Origin of the sequence: Acinetobacter sp. YH12094, assembly GCF_013419295.1 — a bacterium.
Lineage (GTDB): Bacteria > Pseudomonadota > Gammaproteobacteria > Pseudomonadales > Moraxellaceae > Acinetobacter > Acinetobacter amyesii.
Genome location: NZ_VPAK01000012.1, coordinates 41,673 through 62,155 on the forward strand (window position 1 = coordinate 41,673; position 20,483 = coordinate 62,155).

The following is a 20,483-nucleotide window of genomic DNA, read 5'->3' on the forward strand; positions in this document are numbered from 1 at the left end:
TATTGTCTAACAATATATAGCCACCACAAAACTGCAGGCATTAAAAAAGGTCGGTTAAAAACCGACCTTTTTAGAACAACGTACGCTGCTCTTCACGAAATTAGTTAACTTCGCGATCTACTAGCTCAACGTAAGCCATCGGTGCAGCATCACCTGCACGGAAGCCCGCTTTAAGAACACGTAGATAACCGCCGTTACGCTCTTTGTAACGAGGGCCAAGAACGGTAAATAATTTACCAACAGTTGCAGCTGAACGAGTACGAGCAAACGCTAAACGACGGTTTGCTACAGAATCGACTTTAGCTAAAGTGATTAAAGGCTCAGCAACACGACGTAATTCTTTTGCTTTAGGAACAGTAGTTTTAATTAACTCGTGTTCGAACAAAGAATTAGCCATGTTTTGGAACATCGCTTTACGATGACTGCTTGTACGGCCTAATTTCACACCACTATTACGATGACGCATGGTGATAGTCCTACTTAATTAACGGCTACGATAAGCAAAGCGATCGTCCATGCGGAGGCTAGCCGGTGGCCAGTTCTCTAAACGCATGCCCAATTGCAAGCCTTTCGATGCCAGAACATCTTTAATCTCAGTCAACGATTTTTTACCTAAGTTAGGAGTTTTAAGCAACTCAACTTCAGTACGTTGAACAAGATCGCCAATGTAGTAAATATTTTCTGCTTTCAAACAGTTAGCAGAACGAACAGTAAGCTCTAGATCATCTACTGGACGAAGCAAAATCGGATCAACTTCTTCACGAGGCTCTTGAGCAACTGGTGCTTGATCTTTCTGAAGATCAACAAAAATTGCAATTTGTTGTTGCAAGATTGTTGCCGCTTTGCGGATTGCTTCTTCAGGATCAACAGTACCGTTGGTTTCAAGATCAATGATCAGTTTATCAAGATCAGTACGTTGTTCTACACGAGCGTTTTCCACTGTGTAAGACACACGTTTGATTGGGCTGTAAGAAGCATCTAATTGCAAACGACCCACTGGGCGAGTTTCGCCCTCAGGGAAGCGTGAATCAGAAGTCTCATAACCACGACCTTGAGAAACTTTCAGGCGCATTTTTAATGAGCCAGAAGCACTTAAAGTACCGATCAAATGTTCAGGGTTAACCACTTCAACATTGTGTGGTAAACGAAGGTCAGCGGCTGTAACGTCGCCAGGACCTTGTTTTTCCAATGTCAGATAAGCTTCATTTTGATCGAACAGCTTAATAGACAATCCTTTTAGGTTCAGCAAGAGCTCGACGATGTCCTGCTGCAAGCCTTCCAAAGTACTGTACTCGTGCTCGACACCTTCAATCTCTACTTCAACCACGGCTGCGCCAGGTAAAGAAGACAAAAGGATACGACGTAAAGCATTACCAAGAGTATGACCAAAGCCACGCTCTAATGGTTCTAGAATAACTTTTGCCGAGGTCCCGCTTGCCGCTTCGACCTTAATCGCTTGCGGAGTTAGAAACTCATTTGCAGTACGCGTCATTATTGCTACCTCAAGGATTATTTAGAATACAATTCTACAATCAAGCTTTCGTTGATTTCAGCAGGTAAATCAGAGCGATCTGGTGCAGCTTTGAATGTACCTTCCAATTTAGAATGATCAATTTCAATCCAAGATGGAATGCCACGTTGAGTCGCTAACTCAACTGCGTTTTTAATACGCAATTGTTGTTTAGCACCTTCGTGAACCGCAACAACGTCACCAGCTTTAACTTGGATAGACGCGATGTTAACACGACGACCATTTAAAGTGATTGAACGGTGAGATACAAGCTGACGAGCTTCTGCACGTGTAGAACCAAAACCCATGCGATAAACAACGTTATCTAGACGGCTTTCAAGAAGTTTCAACAAGTTTTCACCTGTTGCGCCTTTAACACGAGCAGCTTCTTTGTAGTAGTTACTAAATTGACGCTCTAAAACACCGTACATACGACGTACTTTTTGTTTTTCACGTAATTGTAGTGAGTACTCAGATTGTTTGCCGCCACGAGCGCCACCATGTTGGCCAGGTGCTTTAGCAGCTTTTTTTGTTTTGACGTCAAATGGTTTAACGCCAGATTTTAATTGCAGGTCTGTCCCTTCGCGGCGAGAGAGTTTGCATTTTGGACCAATATAACGAGCCATGAATGTTTCTCCTTACACGCGACGTTTTTTAGGTGGACGGCAACCGTTGTGCGGGATTGGCGTCACATCGGTAATGCTGTTAATTTTATAACCCACTGCACCTAAAGCACGAACCGCAGATTCACGACCTGGACCAGGACCTTTTACAAGGACGTCCAAGTTTTTCAAACCGTAATCTAAAGCAGCTTTACCAGCAACCTCAGCAGCTACCTGAGCAGCAAACGGAGTTGATTTACGTGATCCACGGAAGCCTTGTCCACCAGAGGTAGCCCAAGCCAGTGCATTACCTTGACGATCGGTAATAGTCACAATGGTGTTATTAAAAGAAGCGTGAATGTGTGCAACACCTTCAGAGACGGTACGAGTGACCTTCTTGCGTGTGCGAGTATCTTTAGCCATCTTTTAGCTTCCAGAAATCTTATTTCTTAATAGGTTTGCGCGGACCTTTACGGGTACGTGCGTTAGTTTTGGTGCGTTGACCACGGACAGGCAAGCTGCGACGATGACGAAGACCGCGGTAGCAGCCTAAATCCATTAAACGTTTAATGTTCATGGAAATTTCGCGACGTAAATCACCTTCGGTAGGAACCTTAGTAACTTCTGCACGAATCGCATCAAGCTGAGCGTCATCTAATTCACGAATTTTAGTTGTTGGTGCAATACCAGCAGCAGCTAAGATAGCTTTTGCAGTGTGGCGACCAATACCAAAAATGTACGTTAGAGAGATAACAGCATGCTTGTTATCCGGAATGTTTACACCGGCAATACGAGCCATTCAATTTTCTCCAAAAAGGCAGTTAAGATAATCAACCGCCCGACAAAATCTTTGAGGGGCGGATAATAACCTAATTAGCCTACTGAAATCAACAGGTCTTGATCAGATTAACCTTGACGCTGCTTATGACGAGGTTCTGCGCTGCAAATTACGCGAATAACCCCATTACGACGGATAACTTTACAGCTACCACAAATTTTCTTTACAGAAGCTTGAACTTTCATAATGAAACCTCTAAGTGCGCTTATCCTTTCGGATGAGCAGTCGTTTTACGCATTAACGATTGATTGTCATATTGATGCGATGTGAGATGAGCTTGAAGCTGAGCCATAAAGTCCATCACCACCACCACTACGATCAGTAAAGACGTACCACCTAAGCTAAATGGAATACCAAATGAACTTTGTAGAATCATCGGCATTAAACAGATGATTGTGATATAAACCGCGCCAATAAAAGTCAAACGATTCAAAATATGATCTAAATAGCGTGCAGTTTGCTCACCAGGACGAATACCCGGTACATAAGCACCACTACGTTTTAAATTCTCTGACACTTCTTTCGGGCTAAATACTAGCGCAGTATAGAAGTAACAGAAGAAGATAATTAATGCGCCAAATAGCACCAAATACATCGGTTGACCCGGCGACAATACGAGTGCCAAATCTTGTAGGCCACGTTTAATCACGCCAGCATTTGGATCTGCGCTGCCTACCCATTGCCCTAAGCTCGCTGGGAACAATAGCAATGAACTAGCAAAAATTGCAGGAATCACACCCGCCATATTAATTTTTAATGGCAAATGTGTTTGCTGGGCAGTAAATACACGACGACCTTGTTGTTTTTGAGCATAGTTTACCGGAATACGACGCTGCGCCTTCTCAATAAACACAATTGCTGCTAACACTGCAACAGACAGCAATGCAAAAATTGCAAGACCAATTAAACTTGATTGGCCATTATCTACTGAGGTTAAAGATTGCAGAACCAAGTTCGGCAAACCAGCAACAATACCAGCGAAGATGATCATGGAAATACCATTCCCTACTCCACGCTCTGTAATTTGCTCACCTAACCACATCAGGAACATTGTACCTGCAACTAAAGAAGTTACAGCAGGAACGTAAAAAGCAAGTCCACTAGTCAAAGTAATATTTTGACTAATCAAACCTGCACACATCCCAACAGCTTGCACAAGTGCAAGAAACAATGTGCCTTGTCGCGTATATTGATTGATCTTACGCTTACCTTGTTCGCCTTCTTTCTTTAAAGCTTCCAGCGAAGGAACAACCGTAGACATTAACTGCACGATAATCGATGCAGAGATATACGGCATAATCCCAAGAGCAAGAATTGACATACGCTCTAATGCACCACCTGAGAACATGTTAAACAAACCAAGGATCGTACCTTGGTTTGCATTAAACAGATTCTCTAGTGCGGCATTGTTAATGCCCGGTACTGGAATATGTGCTCCCAGTCGAAAAACCAACAACGCCCCGATGAGGAACATCATACGGCGGATAATTTCACGATATTTCACATGAAAAGGCTGGCCTTTCATCATGTTAACATGACCTGTCGAACTAGGAGTCATAGACACTGGGGATTACTCCTCGACTTTACCGCCAGCAGCTTCAACAGCAGCTTTAGCGCCTTTAGTCAATGCAACACCTTGAACAGTGAACGCACGAGTAATTTCACCAGAAAGTACGATACGTGCACGTAACATATCTTTACGTACAACGTTAGCAGCTTTTAAAGTTTCAAGAGACACGATGTCGCCTTCAACTTTAGCGAGTTCTGATAAACGTACTTCAGCAGTTTTCAAAGCCATTTGGCTAGTGAAACCGAATTTAGGTAAACGACGATATAACGCAGTTTGACCACCTTCGAAACCAGGACGTGTACCACCGCTCTTACGTGAGTTTTGACCTTTGACACCACGGCCACCAGTCTTACCAACGCCAGAACCGATACCACGGCCTAAACGTAGGTTGTCACGCTTAGCACCTTCTGCAGGTGCAATTGTATTTAAACGCAGAGTCATGGCTTATTCCTCTACACTAACCATATAGTAAACTTGGTTGATCATACCACGGTTAGAAGGCGTATCTTGCACTTCAACTGTATGACCAATACGACGCAGACCTAAACCTTTAAGGCTAAGCTTGTGATTTTTCAAGCGATGCGATGAAGATTTAGTCTGGGTAACTTTAATCGTTTTCATGATTGATTACCCTTGAATTTGTGCTACTGATAAACCACGTTTCGCAGCAACTTTCTCAGGAGAAGTCATATCACGCAAACCGTTAAAAGTTGCGTTTACTACGTTAGCAGCGTTAGTAGAACCATAACACTTAGTTAATACGTTACGTACACCTACAGCTTCTAAAACTGCACGCATAGCGCCACCAGCAATTACACCAGTACCTTCAGAAGCAGGTTGCATGTAAACGCGGCTTGCACCGTGACGAGCATTGATAGGGTGCTGAACAGTACCGTCAACAAGGTCAACAGTAATCATGTTGCGACGAGCAGCTTCAAGTGCTTTAGAAATAGCAGCTGGAACTTCACGTGCTTTACCACGACCAAAACCTACGCGACCATTACCATCACCCACAACAGTTAATGCTGTGAAAGAGAAAATACGACCACCCTTAACAACTTTGGCTACACGATCAACGGCAACCAGCTTTTCAACAAGACCTTCGTTTTGTTCAACTTTAGCCATGATTAGAACTCCAAGCCGTTTTCACGAGCAGCATCAGCCAAGGCTTTGATACGACCATGATATTTGAAACCAGAACGGTCAAATGCAACTTTAGTTACACCAGCCGCTTTAGCACGTTCTGCAATTAAAGCACCAACTTTCTGAGCCGATTCAACGTTACCAGTAGTACCAGCACGTAGAGTAGCGTCTAAAGTAGAAGCTTGCGCTAATACTTTGCCACCATCTGCAGAGATAACTTGAGCATAGATGTGACGCGGAGTGCGGTTTACACACAAACGAGTCGCACCCAATGCACGGATGTGCAAGCGTGTGCTTTTCGCACGACGCAAACGGGATTGTTTCTTTTCGTTCATAAGAACCTCGCGCCTTATTTCTTCTTAGCTTCTTTACGAAGTACAACTTCGTCAGAATAACGAACACCTTTACCTTTATAAGGCTCTGGCGGACGGTAACCACGGATTTCTGCAGCAACTTGACCTAATTTAGCTTTATCAGCTGATTTAAGTACAATTTCAGTTGCAGTAGGAGTTTCTGCAGTTACACCTTCAGGAAGGTTGTAGTCGATCGGGTGAGAGAAACCAAGGTTAAGGTTAACAATATTACCTTTAACCGCAGCTTTATAACCAACACCAATCAGTTGCAACTTACGTTCGAAACCTTCGTTAACACCTTTTACAAGATTGTTAAGCACAGCGCGAGCAGTACCAGCCTGCATCCAAGCATCTTTAGATTCAGCTTTAGGAGCAATAACTAGAGTACCGTCTTCCTGTTTTAGCTCGACCAGCGCATGCAGGTTGAAAGACAATGTACCTTTGCTGCCTTTCACTTCGACCTGCCGGCCGTTCTGAGTAACTGTAACACCGTTAGGTACAGTTACTGGGGCTTTAGCCACACGAGACATGAGGAATCACCTATTAAGAAACAAAAGCAATAACTTCACCACCGATACCTGCAGCACGTGCAGCGCGATCAGTCATGATGCCTTTGCTTGTAGAAACAATTGCAATACCTAAACCTTGCTTAACGCTAGGAAGTGCATCTTTACCGCGATATTGACGTAGACCTGGACGGCTTACGCGTTTCACAGTATCAATAACTGGTTTGCCTTCGAAATATTTTAAAGTAATCGTTAAAGTCGCTTTGCCTTCATTATCAGCAACAGCTACATCAGCGATATAACCTTCTTGTTGAAGTACGTTAGCAATCGCAACTTTCAACTTTGAGTTTGGCATAGAAACAGTTTGTTTCTTTGCCATTTGTGCGTTACGAACACGTGTTAGCATGTCGGCAACGGTATCTTGCATACTCATTTATAGTGCTCCTTACCAGCTTGCCTTAACAACGCCCGGTACATCACCTTGCATTACTGTTTCACGTAATTTGTTACGGCTTAAACCGAACTTACGGAAGTAACCATGAGGACGACCAGTTAAACCACAACGGTTACGTAGACGTACTGGAGACGCATTACGTGGTAATGCTTGAAATTTCATCATCGCTTCGAAACGTTCTTCGTCTGATGCATTTACGTTTGCGATAATTGCTTTTAATTCAGCACGTTTCGCAGCGTATTTAGCAACAGTAGCTTCGCGTTTCAATTCGCGATTAATCATACCTTTCTTAGCCATATCGACCTCTTATTTGAACGGGAAGCCGAATGCACGCATAAGCGCACGGCCTTCGTCATCGGTGCGAGCAGTCGTAGTGATGGTAATGTCCATACCACGAATACGATCAATCTTATCAAAATCGATTTCAGGGAACATGATTTGTTCCTTAAGACCCATTGAGTAGTTACCACGACCATCAAATGATTTCGCAGAGAAACCACGGAAGTCACGGATACGAGGGATCGCGATAGAGATCAAACGGTCTAAGAATTCGTACATACGTTCGCCACGTAAAGTAACTTTACAGCCGATCGGCCAACCATCACGGATTTTGAAACCAGCGATAGATTTACGAGCTAAAGTAAGTACTGGTTTTTGACCAGCAATTGCTTGCATATCAGAAAGAGCGCCATCTAACAATTTCTTGTCAGCTGATGCAGCACCAACACCCATGTTGATGGTAATTTTTGTAATGCGAGGGATATCCATCACATTCTTAACGCCCAATGTTTCTTTTAATTGAGCCTTAAGTTCGTCGTTGTAACGCGTTTTAAGTCTGGCCATTGCCTAGTCAACCTATTACTTCGCTACCGCCACTGATTCACCATTAGATTTGAATACGCGAGTTTTCACGCCTTCAATCACTTGGTAACCAACACGGTCAGCCTTTTGGGTTGTAGCATTAAAAATTGCCACGTTAGAGATATGAAGCTCAGCTTCTTGAGTTACGATGCCGCCTTCAGCGCCAGTAGCTCGGTTAGGCTTTTGATGCTTCGTTACCAAGTTAAGGCCTTCAACCTTAACACGGTCATTTGAAACAGACAAAACAGTACCTTGTTTGCCTTTTTCTTTACCTGCGATCACAATTACTTGATCGCCCTTTTTAATCTTAGCCATGAGTGCCTCTTATAGAACTTCAGGAGCCAATGAAATAATTTTCATGAACTGTTCAGTACGAAGTTCACGAGTCACTGGTCCGAAAATACGAGTTGCAATCGGCGCTTTGTTGTTGTTCAAAATAACAGCTGCGTTATCGTCGAAACGAATAACTGAACCATCTGCACGACGGATGCCGAATTTTGTACGTACAACTACAGCATTCATCACGTCACCTTTTTTAACACGTGCGCGTGGAATAGCTTCTTTTACAGTAACTTTAATAATGTCGCCAACAGAAGCATAACGACGATGTGAACCACCAAGTACTTTAATACATTGTACGCGGCGAGCACCACTGTTGTCTGCTACGTCGAGCATACTTTCGGTTTGAATCATTGCCCTACTCCAAAACCGAGCATCACCGGTCGCAATTTCGAAAGGCTCAAAGAGTACTCGAAATTGACCGATGATGCAAGAACGTTTAATTACTCAGCAGCAGCTTCAACAACTTCAACTAAAGTCCAAGACTTAGTTTTAGACATTGGGCGGCTTTCTTTGATGCTTACTACGTCGCCAACTTTAGCAACATTGTTTTCATCATGAGCGTGTAATTTAGTTGAACGGCGGATTAATTTGCCATACAACGGGTGTTGAACGCGGCGTTCGATAAGAACAACGATAGACTTGTCCATCTTGTCGCTAACTACTTTACCGGTTAACGTGCGAACTGTTTGTTCACTCATTGTCCGTTCCCCTGTTTTTCGGTAAGGAGGGTCTTAATACGAGCAATTGTCTTACGAGTAAGCGCAACTTCGTGCGATTTACCCAATTGACCAGTTGCTTTCGCCATACGAAGACGGAATTGGTTAAGCTGTTGCTCATCAAGCAAAGCTGTCAACTCTTCTACCGACTTTTCACGTAGATCATTAGTTTTCATTACATTACCGTCCGAGTCACGATAGTGGTTTTAAACGGAAGTTTTGCAGCAGCAAGCGTAAACGCTTCGCGAGCAAGTTCTTCGTTAACACCATCAATTTCGTACAAGACTTTACCTGGTTTGATTTGGCAAACCCAGTATTCCACAGAACCTTTACCTTTACCCATACGAACTTCTAATGGTTTTTCAGTAATTGGTTTGTCTGGGAAAACACGGATAAAGATCTTACCACCACGTTTAATACGACGGCTGATTGTACGACGCGCTGCTTCAATTTGACGTGCTGTCATTTGACCACGTTCAACTGATTTAAGTGCAATAGTACCAAAAGATACTGAGCTACCGCGATGTGCTAGACCAGTGTTACGGCCTTTTTGCACTTTACGGAATTTAGTACGTTTAGGTTGTAACATGGATTATTCTCCTTTTTCAGCAGAACGATCATTGCGACGACCACGACGCTCTTGACCTTCACCACGACCACGGCCACGTTTAGCTGGACGTTCTTCAGCTGGAGCTGGGTTCATGACTTGTTTCATGCCGCCCAAGATCTCACCACGGAAGATCCATACTTTAACGCCGATCGTACCGTAAGTAGTCTCAGCACGCATAGTAGCATAGTCGATGTCAGCACGAAGAGTATGAAGAGGTACACGACCTTCACGATACCATTCAGTACGAGCAATCTCAGCACCACCTAGACGGCCTGAAACTTCTACTTTGATACCTTTAGCACCAGCACGCATAGAGTTTTGAACCGCACGCTTCATAGCACGACGGAACATTACACGTTTTTCTAATTGAGAAGCGATTGCTTCAGCAACTAAACGAGCGTCTAAATCTGGGCGATCGATTTCGTTGATACTTACTTGCGCAGGAACACCCATAATGGCTGTTAATTCGCGTTGTAATTTCTCAATGTCTTCGCCTTTTTTACCGATCACGATACCAGGACGTGCAGTGCTAATAGTTACTTTAGCTGCGCCTGTAGGGCGTTCGATAAGAATATTGCTTACCATCGCATTCTTAAGTTTTTTAGTTAAAAACTCACGAACTTGAAGATCTTTTAGCAAATATTCAGCATATTGTTTCGGATTCGCATACCAGTTAGCGTTATGACGTTTCACAACACCTAGGCGGATACCGATTGGATGAACCTTCTGACCCATATCAAACCCCTACCTTAACGGTAATGTGACAAGTACGCTTAGTAATACGATCTGCACGGCCTTTAGCACGTGGCAAAATACGTTTCAGGCTCATGCCTTCATCAACGTAGATCGTAGAAACTTTAAGGTCGTCTACATCTAAACTGTTATTGTGTTCAGCGTTTGCAATCGCAGATTCCAATGCTTTTTTAACTAAAACTGCAGCTTTTTTGTTGCTGAAGTTTAAGATATTCAAAGCATGCGCAACAGATTTGCCGCGAATTAGGTCTGCAACCAAACGTGCTTTTTGTGCCGAGATAGCGGCACCGCGTAATTTAGCAGTTACTTCCATCATAGCACCTATTAACGTTTAGACTTCTTGTCAACACCGTGACCACGATAGGTACGAGTTGGCGCGAATTCACCTAATTTATGACCAACCATATGCTCAGATACGATCACTGGAACATGGTTACGGCCATTGTGTACAGAAATTGTTAGACCAACAAAATCCGGTAAGATCATCGAACGACGCGACCAAGTTTTGATCGGCTTACGGTTATTAGCCGCGATAGCCGCTTCAACCTTAGCGAACAAGTGCGCATCGACGAATGGGCCTTTTTTCAGAGAACGAGGCATTGTCAGATTCCTTTACTTGTTACTTAACGCGACGGTCGCGAATGATCATCTTAGTCGTACGCTTGTTGGTACGTGTTTTGTACCCTTTAGCTTTTTGACCCCATGGACTTACAGGTTGAATACCTTTGTTACGTCCTTCACCACCACCATGTGGATGGTCTACTGGGTTCATCGCCATACCACGTACGGTAGGACGAACGCCACGCCAGCGTGATGCACCTGCTTTACCAAGTGAACGAAGGTTGCTTTCTGAGTTAGAAACTTCACCTAACACAGCACGGCATTCAACGTGTACTTTACGCATTTCGCCTGAACGAAGACGAATGATAGCGTAAGAACCGTCACGACCCAACAATTGAGCAGATGTACCAGCAGAACGTACTAATTGTGCGCCTTTACCGATTTTAAGCTCGATGTTGTGAAGAGTAGAACCGATAGGCATGTTGCGAAGTGGCAAGCAGTTACCTGGACGGATTGGAGCATCGTTACCAGACTGAACTTGATCACCAGCGCGAAGGCCTTTAGGTGCAATAATATAGCGACGTTCACCGTCAGCATATTTCAATAAAGCAATATGAGCTGTACGGTTTGGATCGTATTCAATACGCTCAACTACAGCAGGGATGCTGTCTTTGTTACGTTTGAAGTCTACGATACGGTAGTGCTGTTTATGACCACCACCAACGTGACGAGTTGTAATGTGACCGTTGTTATTACGACCGCCAGTACGTTTTTTAGCTTCAACCAACGGAGCATATGGCGCGCCTTTGTGAAGGTGGTTATGAACCACTTTCTCTACAAAGCGACGTCCTGGAGACGTTGGCTTACATTTTTGAATCGGCATAATTTTCGTCCTTATTCCGCTGCGTTTTCAGCGGTATCGCCCAAGTCAGCCATTTCAACATCTTGGCCAGCTTTCAGGGTGACGTATGCTTTTTTAACATCAGAACGACGTCCTAATGTTTTACCAAAGCGTTTAGTCTTACCTTTAGTGATCGTTGTGTTAACTTTAACAACTTGAACACCAAATAGTTGCTCAACAGCTTTTTTGATTTCAAGTTTGTTTGCATCTAGTGCAACTTTGAACACTTGAACACCAGCAGTTTCGCCTAAAACTTGTGCTTTTTCTGAGAATACAGGTCCTTGTAGGACTTGATAGATACGTTCGTTGTTCATCCGAGTTCTACCTCAATTTTCTTAGCAGCAGCAACAGACATAACAACTTTATCGAACGCGATCAAGCTAACAGGATCGATTGCAGCAGCATCAACCACATCAACGTGTGGAATGTTGCGAGCAGCAAGATACAAGTTCTCATCAACAGCATCTGTAACGATTAATGCACGAGGTGCATTCAAGTCGTTAAGTTTTGCAAGCAATTCTTTAGTTTTTGGAGCTGCAACAGCAATCTCTTCAACTAAAATAAGGCGATCTTGACGAACAAGCTCAGCCAGGATGCATTGCATAGCACCGCGATACATTTTACGGTTTACTTTTTGAGACCAGTCTTGTGGACGAGCAGCAAAAGTTTTACCACCGCCAACCCAGATTGGGCTACGAATAGAACCAGCACGAGCGCGGCCAGTACCTTTTTGACGGAAAGGTTTTTTACCACCGCCAGAAACGTCAGCACGTGATTTTTGCGCTTTAGAACCTTGACGACCACCAGCTAAGTAAGCTGTAACAACTTGGTGTACAAGAGCTTCGTTAAAATCACGACCAAACGCAACTTCAGATAACTCAACAGCAGAGCCGGAAACAGTATTTAAATTCACGTTATTTCCCCTCAGGCCTTGATAGTAGGACGAACAGTAACGTCGCCACCAGTAGCACCAGGAACCGCGCCTTTAACAACTAGAACTGAACGTTCTGCGTCGATAGCAACGATTTCAAGACCCTGTGTAGTTACACGTTCAGCACCTAAGTGACCAGGCATTTTTTTGCCTTTGAACACGCGACCAGGAGTCTGGTTTTGACCTGTAGAACCGATAACACGGTGAGATACAGAGTTACCATGTGTAGCGTCTTGAGTACGGAAGTTCCAACGCTTAACACCACCTTGGAAACCTTTACCTTTAGATGTACCAGTAACGTCAACAATTTGACCCACTGTGAACACATCTACACCGATAGTTCCGCCAACTTCACGACCTTCAAGATCAGCTTCTGTAGCGCGGAATTCTTGAACTAGACGACCAGCAGCAACACCAGCTTTCGCAAAGTGACCTTTCTGAGCGTTAGTTACACGAGATTCGCGACGTTCACCAGTAGTGATTTGAATCGCTTGATAACCATCAGTTTCAAGCGTTTTGATTTGTGTGATGCGGTTAGGATCAACCTCAATCACTGTTACAGGTACAGAAACACCAGCATCTGTAAAGATACGTGTCATACCGCACTTGCGACCGACTAAACCAATAGCCATGTGCATAAACCTCTAAAAAAGCGGCCTAATTAACTTAGAGCGTTAATTAACCGAAAGCCTTAACCCAAAGCGATCTGAACATCAACACCAGCTGCAAGATCTAACTTCATCAATGCATCAACAGTTTTATCTGTAGGTTGAACGATGTCGATCAAACGTTTGTAAGTGCGGATCTCGTATTGGTCACGCGCATCTTTGTTAACGTGTGGTGATGTTAAAACGTTAAAACGTTCGATACGTGTAGGCATCGGGATTGGACCACAAACTTGTGCACCAGTACGTTTTGCTGTTTCTACGATTTCTTGAGCTGATTGATCAATTAAACGGTGATCAAAAGACTTAAGACGGATACGAATTCTCTGGTTAGACATACCAGTTAACTCCAAGCCAAATATATAAAGAATCACCCTTGACGCATCTCACCCCACTTTAAAAGAGGCAAGTGTCAAGAGCAGTGAAATATCACTAAGGTCACGATCGATGCCGCGACTGTCACGATGTTAACTACTTTATTCGTAGCTAACCCCCTTCATCAAAGGGTCGCCCATTATAGCTATTGTTTAATGCATAAGCAAATCCCTTTTGCTGTTTTTCTTATATTTTTCATTTTTTATGCAAGATCAATTGCTTAACTTTTAATCAACAGGCATTTTTTCTTAATACATACTCTATTGCTTGGTTTAGTATTTGATTTCCCTCAATAAATTTGTTTTTTGCGCTTTTCCGCAGATCATGTACTGGCTGTACATGTGTTCCTGAAAAAAATGCCACTTCTTCATCATTTTCCAAAAATAAATCGAGTACTTCAGGGGTAATTTCAGGATGAAATTGAAAGCCCAAAACATTTTGTCCAATTTGATACATTTGATTACGACATGCATCATTTTCCGCCAGTAATACCGCTCCTTTAGGAATTTCAAATGTTTCACTGTGCCACTGCATGACTTTAAACTCTTCCGGTAGTTTGAAACAGCCATGCGGTACGTTAGCGACCTTACGGATGGTCGTCCAACCCAATTCTTGTTGTGCATTTCGACTCACCGCACCACCCAAAGCATTGGCAATCAATTGCCCACCTAAACAAAGGCCGATTGCGGGTTTACCGATGGCTAAATAGCGTCGCAGCCAACGTTTTTCTATTTTTAACCATGGGAAATTTGCCTCATCATTTACGCTCATGGTTCCACCCATAATGATAAGTAAATCGACATCTTCAACATGCGGCAAAGCCTCGAGATCTAAGGCTTGATCGACAGGTAATGCAAAGAATTCTGTGGCCGTAATTTTGGCCTGATGCTGTTTTAAAAATTCATAACAACTGCCGAACCCTTCGCCAGCAATATGCTGAAAATAATGTACTTTTAAATGCGACTTCATGCGCTAAACCTATTGTTGTTGCTCTGATATCGGTTTTGCAAGAATGAAGCCAACTTTGCTTTTCACTTAATTTTCTATACAAAAGCATCGTAAATCCATGCGTTTTAGTCGTATTCTTTTGAACATTCATTATTATTTTGATCATTTCAGAGCGCCACGTGAAAAAGAATCCTCAAACCGAACTCATTCATGCACCAAGAAAGGCACCGCAATACATCAATAGTGTTCAACCTCCCCTGTTTCGTGCATCCACTATAATTTTCGAAAATACAGATGCGCTATTTAATCGCCATTGGACTGATGATTATGACTATAGCTATGGCACACATGGTACCCCCACAACATTTACCCTAGGCGATCAGATTGCTCAGATTGAAGGTGGCTTGTATCACTTACTCGCACCAAGCGGTTTATCTGCAATTAATTTGGTCAATTCATGTTTTTTAAGTCAAGGGGATGAAGTGTGGGTCGCAGATAATATCTATGGCCCAAATATGGACCATTTACGCAATTTAGAAACCCGCTATGGCATCGTGGTCAAGGTTTATAACCCTATTGATGTCGATTCATTTAGCCCTTCAGCGCAAGCCAAGCTTATCTGGTTAGAAGCCGCGGGTTCTGTCACTTTAGAGTTTCCAGATTTAGTTGGCTTGGTCAAAAAAGCTCAAGCGCAGAACATTCTCACTGCACTGGACAATACGTGGGGCGCAGGACTTGCCTTTAATGCTTTTGATTTTAGTGCTGAGCACCTGGGTGTCGATATCAGTGTGCATGCCTTGACCAAATACCCAAGTGGCGGCGGGGATATTTTGATGGGTTCGGTAATTACACGAGATAAAAAGCTTCATCACAAACTGTTTCGTGCGCACGCCATTCAAGGCATTAGTATCTCTGGTGATGACGCCGCGCAAGTACAACGCAGTCTGGCTTCTATGCGCCTGCGCTATGAACACCAGTCACAAAGTGCTTTAACTTTATTAAATTGGCTAAAACAGCAACCAGCCTTTGTACAGGTTTTACATCCTGCTGATGAAGCTTCCGCAGGACATCAGTATTGGAAAGAAATTTGTACAGAACAACACAGTGCCGGCTTGGTCAGCGTGGTATTTAATGAAAAATATAGCTTGCAAGATGTACGCCGCTTTTGTGATGCGCTGAAACTATTTAAACTCGGTTTTAGCTGGGGTGGCCCAGTCAGTTTAGTCATGCTATATAACTTAAAAGATATGCGTGTACTCGAACATTCACATATTCAAGCCGGCTTACTGGTTCGCTTCTGTATAGGACTAGAACATCCTGCAGATTTAATACAAGATATAGAAAACGCACTACAACATTTTAATAAACAGCAACCCGAATAAATACAGGAACATCTATGGGTACACCAATTATTATTGGCAAAAAAACACAAGACACCACACAAGATGTGGTGCTTTATTCACAATTTGCAAACCGCCATGGTTTAATTGCTGGAGCAACAGGCACTGGTAAGACGGTGACGTTGAAGGTGTTGGCAGAAAGTTTTTCTCGGCTGGGTGTACCTGTATTTTTAGCTGATGCCAAAGGGGATGTTTCTAGCCTTGCCAAAGCAGGTGAAAGCAATCCTAAGTTTGACGAACGAATTAAAAGCTTAAATATCGAGAGCATTCCTTTTGCTGCCTCCCCTGTGGTGTTTTGGGATTTGTTTGGTGAACAAGGACATCCCATTCGCACCACCATTTCTGAAATTGGTCCACTGCTCCTTGCCCGAATTCTAAATTTAAACGACACGCAAGAAGGTGTGCTATCTGCGGTCTTTCGTATTGCCGATGATCAGGGCTTATTGCTCATCGACTTTAAAGACTTAAAAGCCATGATCAGCTACGTCAGTGAACATGCATCCGAATTTAAAAATGAATATGGCAATTTATCACCTGCAAGCTTAGGTGCAATTCAACGTAATTTGCTTGCATTGGCAGATCAAGGCGGTGACAAGTTCTTTGGTGAGCCTGCGCTCAATATCATGGATTTCATTCAAACGGATGCGCAAGGTCGTGGCAACATCAACCTGCTCGCAGCCGACAAGTTAATGAATACCCCTAAGCTCTATGCGACTTTCTTACTTTGGATGCTGTCAGAACTGTTTGAACAATTGCCCGAAGTTGGAGATATGGATAAACCCAAACTAGTGTTCTTCTTCGATGAAGCGCATTTATTGTTTGATAATGCCAGCCCTGCTTTACAAGAAAAAATTGAGCAAGTGGTTCGTCTGATTCGCTCTAAAGGCGTTGGGATTTACTTTGTAACGCAAAACCCACTTGACCTACCTGAGAGTGTTTTAGGACAACTGGGTAACCGCGTTCAGCATGCGCTACGTGCATTTACCCCAAAAGATCAGAAAGCAGTTAAAACGGCAGCAGATACTTTCCGAGCTAATCCTGCGTTTAAAGTCGATCAAGTAATTACGGAACTGGCTGTAGGTGAAGCATTAATTAGCTGTTTAGATGAACAAGGCACACCACAAATCGTTGAACGTGCTTGGGTGATGCCACCCTACTCATCATTTAGCCCAATTGCTGTAGAAGAACGCAAAGCACTCATGACAAATAGCGTTGTTGCAGGCGTGTATGACACCGAAGTAGACCGTGAAAGTGCCTATGAACTTTTACAAAATAAAGTGGCGGAGCGCCAACAACAAGCCGTCCAAGCGGAACAAGATAAAATACAAGCCAAAGTACAAGAAGCGTTAGCCAAACAACAAGCCAAAGAAGCAGATGCACTCGCCAAACAGCAAGCGCGTGAACAAGAACGACTTGCACGCGAACAACAAAAAGAAGCTGAGCGTTCAGCCAAACAACGTGAAAAACTGATTCAAGACACGGTAGGAACTTTTGCAAAAAGTGCTGCACGCAGCTTGGGTGGGTCGACAGGTCAGAAAATCGTACGCGGTTTGCTAGGTTCACTGTTTGGTAAAAAATAATTCGCCATTACGATTATCTATGCTGAATTTATGGGATATTTTAATATCCCATATTTTTTTTATGGTTTTTACTAAAACATGTATTGCGCGGATGTATTTAAAAATGTATTTTAAATACATCTTATAAATAACAGCCATGAGAGATCAGCTATGACTCCGCAGCAAATTGACCTAGTAAAAGCTACTGTTCCTGTTCTACGTGAAAATGGTGTCGCGCTGACTGGTTACTTCTATAATCGTATGTTGGGCAATAACCCTGACCTCAAAGAAACCTTTAACATGGGACATCAGCGCAGCGGTGCTCAGGCACAAGCTTTGGCGGGTGCTGTATTGGCTTATGCTGAAAATATTGAGGACCCATCTGTACTTTTACCAGTTGTAGAATTAATTGCGCATAAACATGTGAGTCTTAACATTCAAGCTCCAGACTATAATATTGTCGGCGAAAATTTGCTGCACTCGATCAGTGAAGTATTAAGCATTTCAATGGAAGATCCACTGATTGCAGCTTGGGCAGCAGCATATGGACAATTGGCAGACTTGTTTATCAGCACTGAAAAAGCGATTTATGAGCAACATCAGCAAACTAAAGGCAGTTGGTTAGGTTGGCGTAATTTCAAAATCGCGAAAAAAGTGGCTGAAAGTGATGAAATCACCTCATTCTACCTTGAGCCTTCTGATGGTGGTGATTTACCAAAATATGAAGCAGGTCAGTACATCTCTGTACGTGTATTGGTCGATGAGCTGGGTCTAAAACAACCACGTCAATATACACTGTCTACCAGCCCACAAGACAACTACTTACGTATCTCTGTAAAACGTGAAGATCAGAAAGGTGACTTGGTTCCAGGTTGGGTATCAAATACACTGCATGGCTTGGAGATCGGTTCAGAAATCGAAGTGTCTGCACCAACAGGTAATTTCTTCCTGATTGATTCACAAAAACGCAATGTCTTTATCAGTGGTGGTGTAGGTCTAACACCAATGATTGCGATGCTGAATCAGTTGGTGACTTTAGACATGCCACAACCTGTAACCTTTATCCATGCCTGCCGTAGCAAACAAGTGCATGCAATGCATAAACACATTCAGGATTTGGAAGCAAAATACCCACGTCTTAGCACTTTTACAGCGTATGAGTTCCCTCATGCTAATGATAAATTAGGTGAAGATTATGATGCTGCTGGTCGTCTAGACTTAGGCAGCATGGATACTGCACTGTTACCGATCAATGCGGATTATTACCTTTGCGGTCCAATGCCATTTATGGCTGAACAACAGAAAGCTTTAATTGCTCGTGGTATTCCTGCTAGCAATATTCACAGCGAAGCTTTCGGCACTGGTGGTGTAAAACACTAACTAAGCTATTCACCTGAAATACAAAGGGTTAGTTTAGTTATGCTAGACTAGCCCTTATTTATTTCTCTCAGACTCACAGTATTATCATGCAACTCAATAAATTCACCGATTATGCATTACGCATTTTGCTCTATATCGCACGTCCTCGTGATGTGCCTTATAACATTGCTGAAATTGCAGAAGACCTGCATGTTTCGCGTAATCACTTGGTGAAAATTGTGCATTTTATGGCAAAACAAAACTGGTTAATCACCAGCCGCGGCAAAGGTGGCGGCATTCGCTTAAACCCTGAAGCACTTGACGCTCAGCTCGGTCAAATCGTACGAATTCTGCAAGGCCATCACCAGATAGTAGAATGCAATGACCCACCCTGCGTACTACGCAGTCAGTGTGGTTTAAAAAGCCTCTTAGACCAAGCTTTAGAACAGTTTTATCAAAGTCTCGATCAGTACAAACTTGCTGACGTCTTACAACCAAGCAGCGCATCTAAATTTACAACACAATCTCCGATTCAACTGCTCAATCTCTAATTTCACTTTGCCTGCGACAAAATTCGCTTGCCTGCCCGACTTCCTTTATAATGCGTGTTGTTAAATCAGTTATTGAAGTTGGGTTATGCATCAGCACAGAGGAAAATCACGAAACAGTAAAGCGGCCAATGCGCCGAAGCAAAAGATTACTTACGAGAAAAAAGTAGACTCTGCGATTACTGAATATGCTGTGCGCTCACTCAACTGGCTACGCAAAGCTGAGTTCTTAATGAGTGCGCCTAAACTCAACCTCTGCGTTGAAGATACCGGCTATGAAATTGCCTTTGCTGGCCGCTCAAATGCTGGGAAGTCAAGTGCCATTAATGCGCTCACCAACCAAAAGCAATTGGCTCGTGCGTCGAAAAAACCGGGTCGTACCCAAATGATCAACTTTTTCAGTTTAGGAAATCCTGATCAGCGTTTGGTCGACTTACCGGGTTATGGCTATGCTGCTGTACCTGAAGCGATGAAAATCGTGTGGCAAAAAGAGCTAGAAAACTATCTAATACACCGTGAAAGTTTACAAGGTCTTGTGCTGTTGATGGATATCCGTCATCCACTACAACACTTTGATGTCATGATGTTGGAATGGGCACATTCACGTAAATTGTTCGTGCATGTACTGCTCACCAAATCAGATAAACTAAACCGTGGCCCAGCCTCTAAAGCACTACAAGAAGTGAAAGCAGCATTGAAAAAAATGAAGCTGAACTTCTCTATCCAATTGTTCTCATCATTGAATAAACAAGGCTTAGAAGAGTTAGCGAGTGTCATGGCGGGTCGTCTAAACTTCACTCTAGAACAATCGACAGAGTTTGATCTCGACAGCATACCTGAAGCATCGGAAGATGATATTGAAATCGATGTGGACGCGGAAGCATTCGATGACTTCCACACTACATCTGAAGACTTACCCCAAGCTGAAGGCAAAAATTCAGACCACTAATCGAGTAATTTTAAAGTCGGTACAAAGAT

34 protein-coding genes are annotated in these 20,483 nt (G+C 43.2%); 5 read left to right on the forward strand and 29 right to left on the reverse strand.

From position 1 onward, the window contains the following. Positions 1-100: 100 nt before the first annotated feature. The 29 genes from rplQ to FTU34_RS10740 all read right to left on the reverse strand — a co-directional run bounded on the left by rplQ (position 101) and on the right by FTU34_RS10740 (position 14,660). Entirely contained in the window at positions 101-466 is a 366-nt protein-coding gene (gene rplQ / locus FTU34_RS10600; RefSeq protein ID WP_005012953.1) for a 50S ribosomal protein L17, read from the reverse strand. An 18-nt stretch (positions 467-484) separates the two neighbouring features. Continuing rightward, complete coding sequence (locus tag FTU34_RS10605; protein ID WP_004650465.1) at positions 485-1,492, reverse strand: DNA-directed RNA polymerase subunit alpha; 1,008 nt, start codon at positions 1,490-1,492, stop codon at positions 485-487. A 17-nt stretch (positions 1,493-1,509) separates the two neighbouring features. After that, a complete protein-coding gene (gene rpsD, locus FTU34_RS10610; RefSeq protein WP_078192454.1) occupies positions 1,510-2,136 on the reverse strand; it encodes a 30S ribosomal protein S4 in 627 nt (208 codons plus the stop codon). 12 nt (positions 2,137-2,148) lie between these two features. Further along, on the reverse strand, positions 2,149-2,535 hold the full coding sequence (gene rpsK / locus FTU34_RS10615) for a 30S ribosomal protein S11 (protein WP_001040166.1): 387 nt from the start codon (positions 2,533-2,535) through the stop codon (positions 2,149-2,151). 19 nt (positions 2,536-2,554) lie between these two features. Continuing rightward, positions 2,555-2,911 (reverse strand): 30S ribosomal protein S13, encoded by a 357-nt coding sequence (gene rpsM, locus FTU34_RS10620; protein WP_078189269.1) that lies wholly within the window; start codon positions 2,909-2,911, stop codon positions 2,555-2,557. A 107-nt stretch (positions 2,912-3,018) separates the two neighbouring features. Continuing rightward, positions 3,019-3,135 (reverse strand): 50S ribosomal protein L36, encoded by a 117-nt coding sequence (rpmJ, locus tag FTU34_RS10625; protein WP_000867907.1) that lies wholly within the window; start codon positions 3,133-3,135, stop codon positions 3,019-3,021. Positions 3,136-3,155: 20 nt separating this feature from the next. Further along, positions 3,156-4,475, reverse strand: coding sequence for a preprotein translocase subunit SecY (gene secY, locus FTU34_RS10630; RefSeq protein WP_171263746.1), 1,320 nt, complete (start codon positions 4,473-4,475; stop codon positions 3,156-3,158). 45 nt (positions 4,476-4,520) lie between these two features. Further along, entirely contained in the window at positions 4,521-4,961 is a 441-nt protein-coding gene (rplO, locus tag FTU34_RS10635; protein ID WP_078189271.1) for a 50S ribosomal protein L15, read from the reverse strand. 3 nt (positions 4,962-4,964) lie between these two features. Beyond that, positions 4,965-5,141 carry a 50S ribosomal protein L30 gene (rpmD, locus tag FTU34_RS10640; RefSeq protein WP_005012961.1) on the reverse strand — a complete coding sequence of 59 codons (177 nt, stop codon included), beginning with the start codon at positions 5,139-5,141 and terminating at the stop codon, positions 4,965-4,967. A 6-nt stretch (positions 5,142-5,147) separates the two neighbouring features. Next, complete coding sequence (gene rpsE, locus FTU34_RS10645; protein WP_067762902.1) at positions 5,148-5,645, reverse strand: 30S ribosomal protein S5; 498 nt, start codon at positions 5,643-5,645, stop codon at positions 5,148-5,150. Positions 5,646-5,647: 2 nt separating this feature from the next. Continuing rightward, positions 5,648-5,998 carry a 50S ribosomal protein L18 gene (gene rplR, locus FTU34_RS10650; RefSeq protein ID WP_067762903.1) on the reverse strand — a complete coding sequence of 117 codons (351 nt, stop codon included), beginning with the start codon at positions 5,996-5,998 and terminating at the stop codon, positions 5,648-5,650. Between the two features lie 14 nt (positions 5,999-6,012). Continuing rightward, positions 6,013-6,546 carry a 50S ribosomal protein L6 gene (gene rplF / locus FTU34_RS10655; protein ID WP_078189272.1) on the reverse strand — a complete coding sequence of 178 codons (534 nt, stop codon included), beginning with the start codon at positions 6,544-6,546 and terminating at the stop codon, positions 6,013-6,015. A gap of 13 nt (positions 6,547-6,559) precedes the next feature. Next, the gene (gene rpsH, locus FTU34_RS10660; protein ID WP_078189273.1) at positions 6,560-6,955 is read right to left on the reverse strand and encodes a 30S ribosomal protein S8; all 396 of its coding nucleotides are present in this window, start codon (positions 6,953-6,955) and stop codon (positions 6,560-6,562) included. A gap of 12 nt (positions 6,956-6,967) precedes the next feature. Further along, the gene (gene rpsN, locus FTU34_RS10665) at positions 6,968-7,273 is read right to left on the reverse strand and encodes a 30S ribosomal protein S14 (RefSeq protein ID WP_067762906.1); all 306 of its coding nucleotides are present in this window, start codon (positions 7,271-7,273) and stop codon (positions 6,968-6,970) included. Positions 7,274-7,282: 9 nt separating this feature from the next. After that, the gene (rplE, locus tag FTU34_RS10670) at positions 7,283-7,819 is read right to left on the reverse strand and encodes a 50S ribosomal protein L5 (RefSeq protein ID WP_067762907.1); all 537 of its coding nucleotides are present in this window, start codon (positions 7,817-7,819) and stop codon (positions 7,283-7,285) included. Positions 7,820-7,834: 15 nt separating this feature from the next. After that, entirely contained in the window at positions 7,835-8,152 is a 318-nt protein-coding gene (gene rplX / locus FTU34_RS10675; protein ID WP_078189274.1) for a 50S ribosomal protein L24, read from the reverse strand. Between the two features lie 9 nt (positions 8,153-8,161). Continuing rightward, positions 8,162-8,530, reverse strand: coding sequence for a 50S ribosomal protein L14 (gene rplN, locus FTU34_RS10680; RefSeq protein WP_005012978.1), 369 nt, complete (start codon positions 8,528-8,530; stop codon positions 8,162-8,164). Between the two features lie 89 nt (positions 8,531-8,619). Continuing rightward, positions 8,620-8,877, reverse strand: a complete 258-nt coding sequence (rpsQ, locus tag FTU34_RS10685) for a 30S ribosomal protein S17 (protein ID WP_078192456.1) — start codon at positions 8,875-8,877, stop codon at positions 8,620-8,622. Then, positions 8,874-9,071 (reverse strand): 50S ribosomal protein L29, encoded by a 198-nt coding sequence (gene rpmC / locus FTU34_RS10690; protein ID WP_005012982.1) that lies wholly within the window; start codon positions 9,069-9,071, stop codon positions 8,874-8,876. The genes rpsQ and rpmC overlap by 4 nt, the downstream gene beginning before the upstream one ends. Next, positions 9,071-9,484 carry a 50S ribosomal protein L16 gene (gene rplP / locus FTU34_RS10695; protein WP_068909575.1) on the reverse strand — a complete coding sequence of 138 codons (414 nt, stop codon included), beginning with the start codon at positions 9,482-9,484 and terminating at the stop codon, positions 9,071-9,073. The genes rpmC and rplP overlap by 1 nt, the downstream gene beginning before the upstream one ends. 3 nt (positions 9,485-9,487) lie before the next feature. Further along, a complete protein-coding gene (gene rpsC, locus FTU34_RS10700; protein WP_078189277.1) occupies positions 9,488-10,240 on the reverse strand; it encodes a 30S ribosomal protein S3 in 753 nt (250 codons plus the stop codon). Between the two features lies 1 nt (position 10,241). Beyond that, on the reverse strand, positions 10,242-10,571 hold the full coding sequence (gene rplV / locus FTU34_RS10705; protein WP_035265103.1) for a 50S ribosomal protein L22: 330 nt from the start codon (positions 10,569-10,571) through the stop codon (positions 10,242-10,244). Positions 10,572-10,582: 11 nt separating this feature from the next. After that, positions 10,583-10,858 (reverse strand): 30S ribosomal protein S19, encoded by a 276-nt coding sequence (gene rpsS, locus FTU34_RS10710; RefSeq protein WP_004281508.1) that lies wholly within the window; start codon positions 10,856-10,858, stop codon positions 10,583-10,585. A gap of 19 nt (positions 10,859-10,877) precedes the next feature. Beyond that, positions 10,878-11,702 carry a 50S ribosomal protein L2 gene (gene rplB / locus FTU34_RS10715; RefSeq protein ID WP_078189278.1) on the reverse strand — a complete coding sequence of 275 codons (825 nt, stop codon included), beginning with the start codon at positions 11,700-11,702 and terminating at the stop codon, positions 10,878-10,880. An 11-nt stretch (positions 11,703-11,713) separates the two neighbouring features. Continuing rightward, entirely contained in the window at positions 11,714-12,034 is a 321-nt protein-coding gene (gene rplW, locus FTU34_RS10720; RefSeq protein WP_005012992.1) for a 50S ribosomal protein L23, read from the reverse strand. After that, entirely contained in the window at positions 12,031-12,633 is a 603-nt protein-coding gene (gene rplD, locus FTU34_RS10725; RefSeq protein WP_180035664.1) for a 50S ribosomal protein L4, read from the reverse strand. Before rplD ends, rplW begins: the two co-directional genes overlap by 4 nt. Before the next feature lie 11 nt (positions 12,634-12,644). Then, positions 12,645-13,283 carry a 50S ribosomal protein L3 gene (gene rplC / locus FTU34_RS10730; RefSeq protein ID WP_078189280.1) on the reverse strand — a complete coding sequence of 213 codons (639 nt, stop codon included), beginning with the start codon at positions 13,281-13,283 and terminating at the stop codon, positions 12,645-12,647. A 59-nt stretch (positions 13,284-13,342) separates the two neighbouring features. Continuing rightward, positions 13,343-13,654, reverse strand: a complete 312-nt coding sequence (gene rpsJ, locus FTU34_RS10735) for a 30S ribosomal protein S10 (protein WP_000070912.1) — start codon at positions 13,652-13,654, stop codon at positions 13,343-13,345. Between the two features lie 268 nt (positions 13,655-13,922). Next, a complete protein-coding gene (locus FTU34_RS10740) occupies positions 13,923-14,660 on the reverse strand; it encodes a type 1 glutamine amidotransferase (RefSeq protein ID WP_180035663.1) in 738 nt (245 codons plus the stop codon). A 158-nt stretch (positions 14,661-14,818) separates the two neighbouring features. Between FTU34_RS10740 and FTU34_RS10745 the strand changes: the two genes are divergently transcribed. The 5 genes from FTU34_RS10745 to yihA all read left to right on the forward strand — a co-directional run bounded on the left by FTU34_RS10745 (position 14,819) and on the right by yihA (position 20,454). Beyond that, complete coding sequence (locus tag FTU34_RS10745; protein WP_180035662.1) at positions 14,819-16,021, forward strand: PLP-dependent transferase; 1,203 nt, start codon at positions 14,819-14,821, stop codon at positions 16,019-16,021. A 14-nt stretch (positions 16,022-16,035) separates the two neighbouring features. Then, complete coding sequence (locus FTU34_RS10750) at positions 16,036-17,619, forward strand: helicase HerA-like domain-containing protein (RefSeq protein ID WP_180035661.1); 1,584 nt, start codon at positions 16,036-16,038, stop codon at positions 17,617-17,619. Between the two features lie 150 nt (positions 17,620-17,769). Continuing rightward, a complete protein-coding gene (hmpA, locus tag FTU34_RS10755; RefSeq protein WP_078192460.1) occupies positions 17,770-18,978 on the forward strand; it encodes an NO-inducible flavohemoprotein in 1,209 nt (402 codons plus the stop codon). A gap of 86 nt (positions 18,979-19,064) precedes the next feature. After that, positions 19,065-19,508 (forward strand): Rrf2 family transcriptional regulator, encoded by a 444-nt coding sequence (locus FTU34_RS10760; RefSeq protein WP_180035660.1) that lies wholly within the window; start codon positions 19,065-19,067, stop codon positions 19,506-19,508. Between the two features lie 85 nt (positions 19,509-19,593). Continuing rightward, positions 19,594-20,454: a ribosome biogenesis GTP-binding protein YihA/YsxC gene (yihA, locus tag FTU34_RS10765; RefSeq protein WP_180035659.1), complete on the forward strand. Its 861-nt coding sequence runs from the start codon at positions 19,594-19,596 to the stop codon at positions 20,452-20,454. The last annotated feature ends 29 nt before the right edge of the window (positions 20,455-20,483 follow it).

What these genes read in the sequence shown, in the direction of transcription:
- rpsK (WP_001040166.1), bottom strand. Translation starts at nt 2,535, where the DNA reads ATGGCTAAAGATACTCGCACACGCAAGAAGGTCACTCGTACCGTCTCT.
- rpsM (WP_078189269.1), bottom strand. Translation starts at nt 2,911, where the DNA reads ATGGCTCGTATTGCCGGTGTAAACATTCCGGATAACAAGCATGCTGTT.
- rpsD (WP_078192454.1), bottom strand. Translation starts at nt 2,136, where the DNA reads ATGGCTCGTTATATTGGTCCAAAATGCAAACTCTCTCGCCGCGAAGGG.
- FTU34_RS10605 (WP_004650465.1), bottom strand. Translation starts at nt 1,492, where the DNA reads ATGACGCGTACTGCAAATGAGTTTCTAACTCCGCAAGCGATTAAGGTC.
- rpmD (WP_005012961.1), bottom strand. Translation starts at nt 5,141, where the DNA reads ATGAAAACGATTAAAGTTACCCAGACTAAATCTTCATCGCATCGCTTG.
- rplO (WP_078189271.1), bottom strand. Translation starts at nt 4,961, where the DNA reads ATGACTCTGCGTTTAAATACAATTGCACCTGCAGAAGGTGCTAAGCGT.
- rplP (WP_068909575.1), bottom strand. Translation starts at nt 9,484, where the DNA reads ATGTTACAACCTAAACGTACTAAATTCCGTAAAGTGCAAAAAGGCCGT.
- FTU34_RS10760 (WP_180035660.1), top strand. Translation starts at nt 19,065, where the DNA reads ATGCAACTCAATAAATTCACCGATTATGCATTACGCATTTTGCTCTAT.
- secY (WP_171263746.1), bottom strand. Translation starts at nt 4,475, where the DNA reads ATGAAAGGCCAGCCTTTTCATGTGAAATATCGTGAAATTATCCGCCGT.
- yihA (WP_180035659.1), top strand. Translation starts at nt 19,594, where the DNA reads ATGCATCAGCACAGAGGAAAATCACGAAACAGTAAAGCGGCCAATGCG.
- rplQ (WP_005012953.1), bottom strand. Translation starts at nt 466, where the DNA reads ATGCGTCATCGTAATAGTGGTGTGAAATTAGGCCGTACAAGCAGTCAT.
- rplN (WP_005012978.1), bottom strand. Translation starts at nt 8,530, where the DNA reads ATGATTCAAACCGAAAGTATGCTCGACGTAGCAGACAACAGTGGTGCT.
- rpsH (WP_078189273.1), bottom strand. Translation starts at nt 6,955, where the DNA reads ATGAGTATGCAAGATACCGTTGCCGACATGCTAACACGTGTTCGTAAC.
- rpmC (WP_005012982.1), bottom strand. Translation starts at nt 9,071, where the DNA reads ATGAAAACTAATGATCTACGTGAAAAGTCGGTAGAAGAGTTGACAGCT.
- rplW (WP_005012992.1), bottom strand. Translation starts at nt 12,034, where the DNA reads ATGAACAACGAACGTATCTATCAAGTCCTACAAGGACCTGTATTCTCA.
- rplX (WP_078189274.1), bottom strand. Translation starts at nt 8,152, where the DNA reads ATGGCTAAGATTAAAAAGGGCGATCAAGTAATTGTGATCGCAGGTAAA.
- rplV (WP_035265103.1), bottom strand. Translation starts at nt 10,571, where the DNA reads ATGGAAGTAACTGCTAAATTACGCGGTGCCGCTATCTCGGCACAAAAA.
- rplE (WP_067762907.1), bottom strand. Translation starts at nt 7,819, where the DNA reads ATGGCCAGACTTAAAACGCGTTACAACGACGAACTTAAGGCTCAATTA.
- FTU34_RS10740 (WP_180035663.1), bottom strand. Translation starts at nt 14,660, where the DNA reads ATGAAGTCGCATTTAAAAGTACATTATTTTCAGCATATTGCTGGCGAA.
- rpsC (WP_078189277.1), bottom strand. Translation starts at nt 10,240, where the DNA reads ATGGGTCAGAAGGTTCATCCAATCGGTATCCGCCTAGGTGTTGTGAAA.
- rpsJ (WP_000070912.1), bottom strand. Translation starts at nt 13,654, where the DNA reads ATGTCTAACCAGAGAATTCGTATCCGTCTTAAGTCTTTTGATCACCGT.
- rplF (WP_078189272.1), bottom strand. Translation starts at nt 6,546, where the DNA reads ATGTCTCGTGTGGCTAAAGCCCCAGTAACTGTACCTAACGGTGTTACA.
- rplB (WP_078189278.1), bottom strand. Translation starts at nt 11,702, where the DNA reads ATGCCGATTCAAAAATGTAAGCCAACGTCTCCAGGACGTCGCTTTGTA.
- rplR (WP_067762903.1), bottom strand. Translation starts at nt 5,998, where the DNA reads ATGAACGAAAAGAAACAATCCCGTTTGCGTCGTGCGAAAAGCACACGC.
- rpsQ (WP_078192456.1), bottom strand. Translation starts at nt 8,877, where the DNA reads ATGAGTGAACAAACAGTTCGCACGTTAACCGGTAAAGTAGTTAGCGAC.
- rpsN (WP_067762906.1), bottom strand. Translation starts at nt 7,273, where the DNA reads ATGGCTAAGAAAGGTATGATTAATCGCGAATTGAAACGCGAAGCTACT.
- hmpA (WP_078192460.1), top strand. Translation starts at nt 17,770, where the DNA reads ATGACTCCGCAGCAAATTGACCTAGTAAAAGCTACTGTTCCTGTTCTA.
- FTU34_RS10750 (WP_180035661.1), top strand. Translation starts at nt 16,036, where the DNA reads ATGGGTACACCAATTATTATTGGCAAAAAAACACAAGACACCACACAA.
- rplC (WP_078189280.1), bottom strand. Translation starts at nt 13,283, where the DNA reads ATGGCTATTGGTTTAGTCGGTCGCAAGTGCGGTATGACACGTATCTTT.
- rpmJ (WP_000867907.1), bottom strand. Translation starts at nt 3,135, where the DNA reads ATGAAAGTTCAAGCTTCTGTAAAGAAAATTTGTGGTAGCTGTAAAGTT.
- rpsE (WP_067762902.1), bottom strand. Translation starts at nt 5,645, where the DNA reads ATGGCTAAAGTTGAACAAAACGAAGGTCTTGTTGAAAAGCTGGTTGCC.
- rpsS (WP_004281508.1), bottom strand. Translation starts at nt 10,858, where the DNA reads ATGCCTCGTTCTCTGAAAAAAGGCCCATTCGTCGATGCGCACTTGTTC.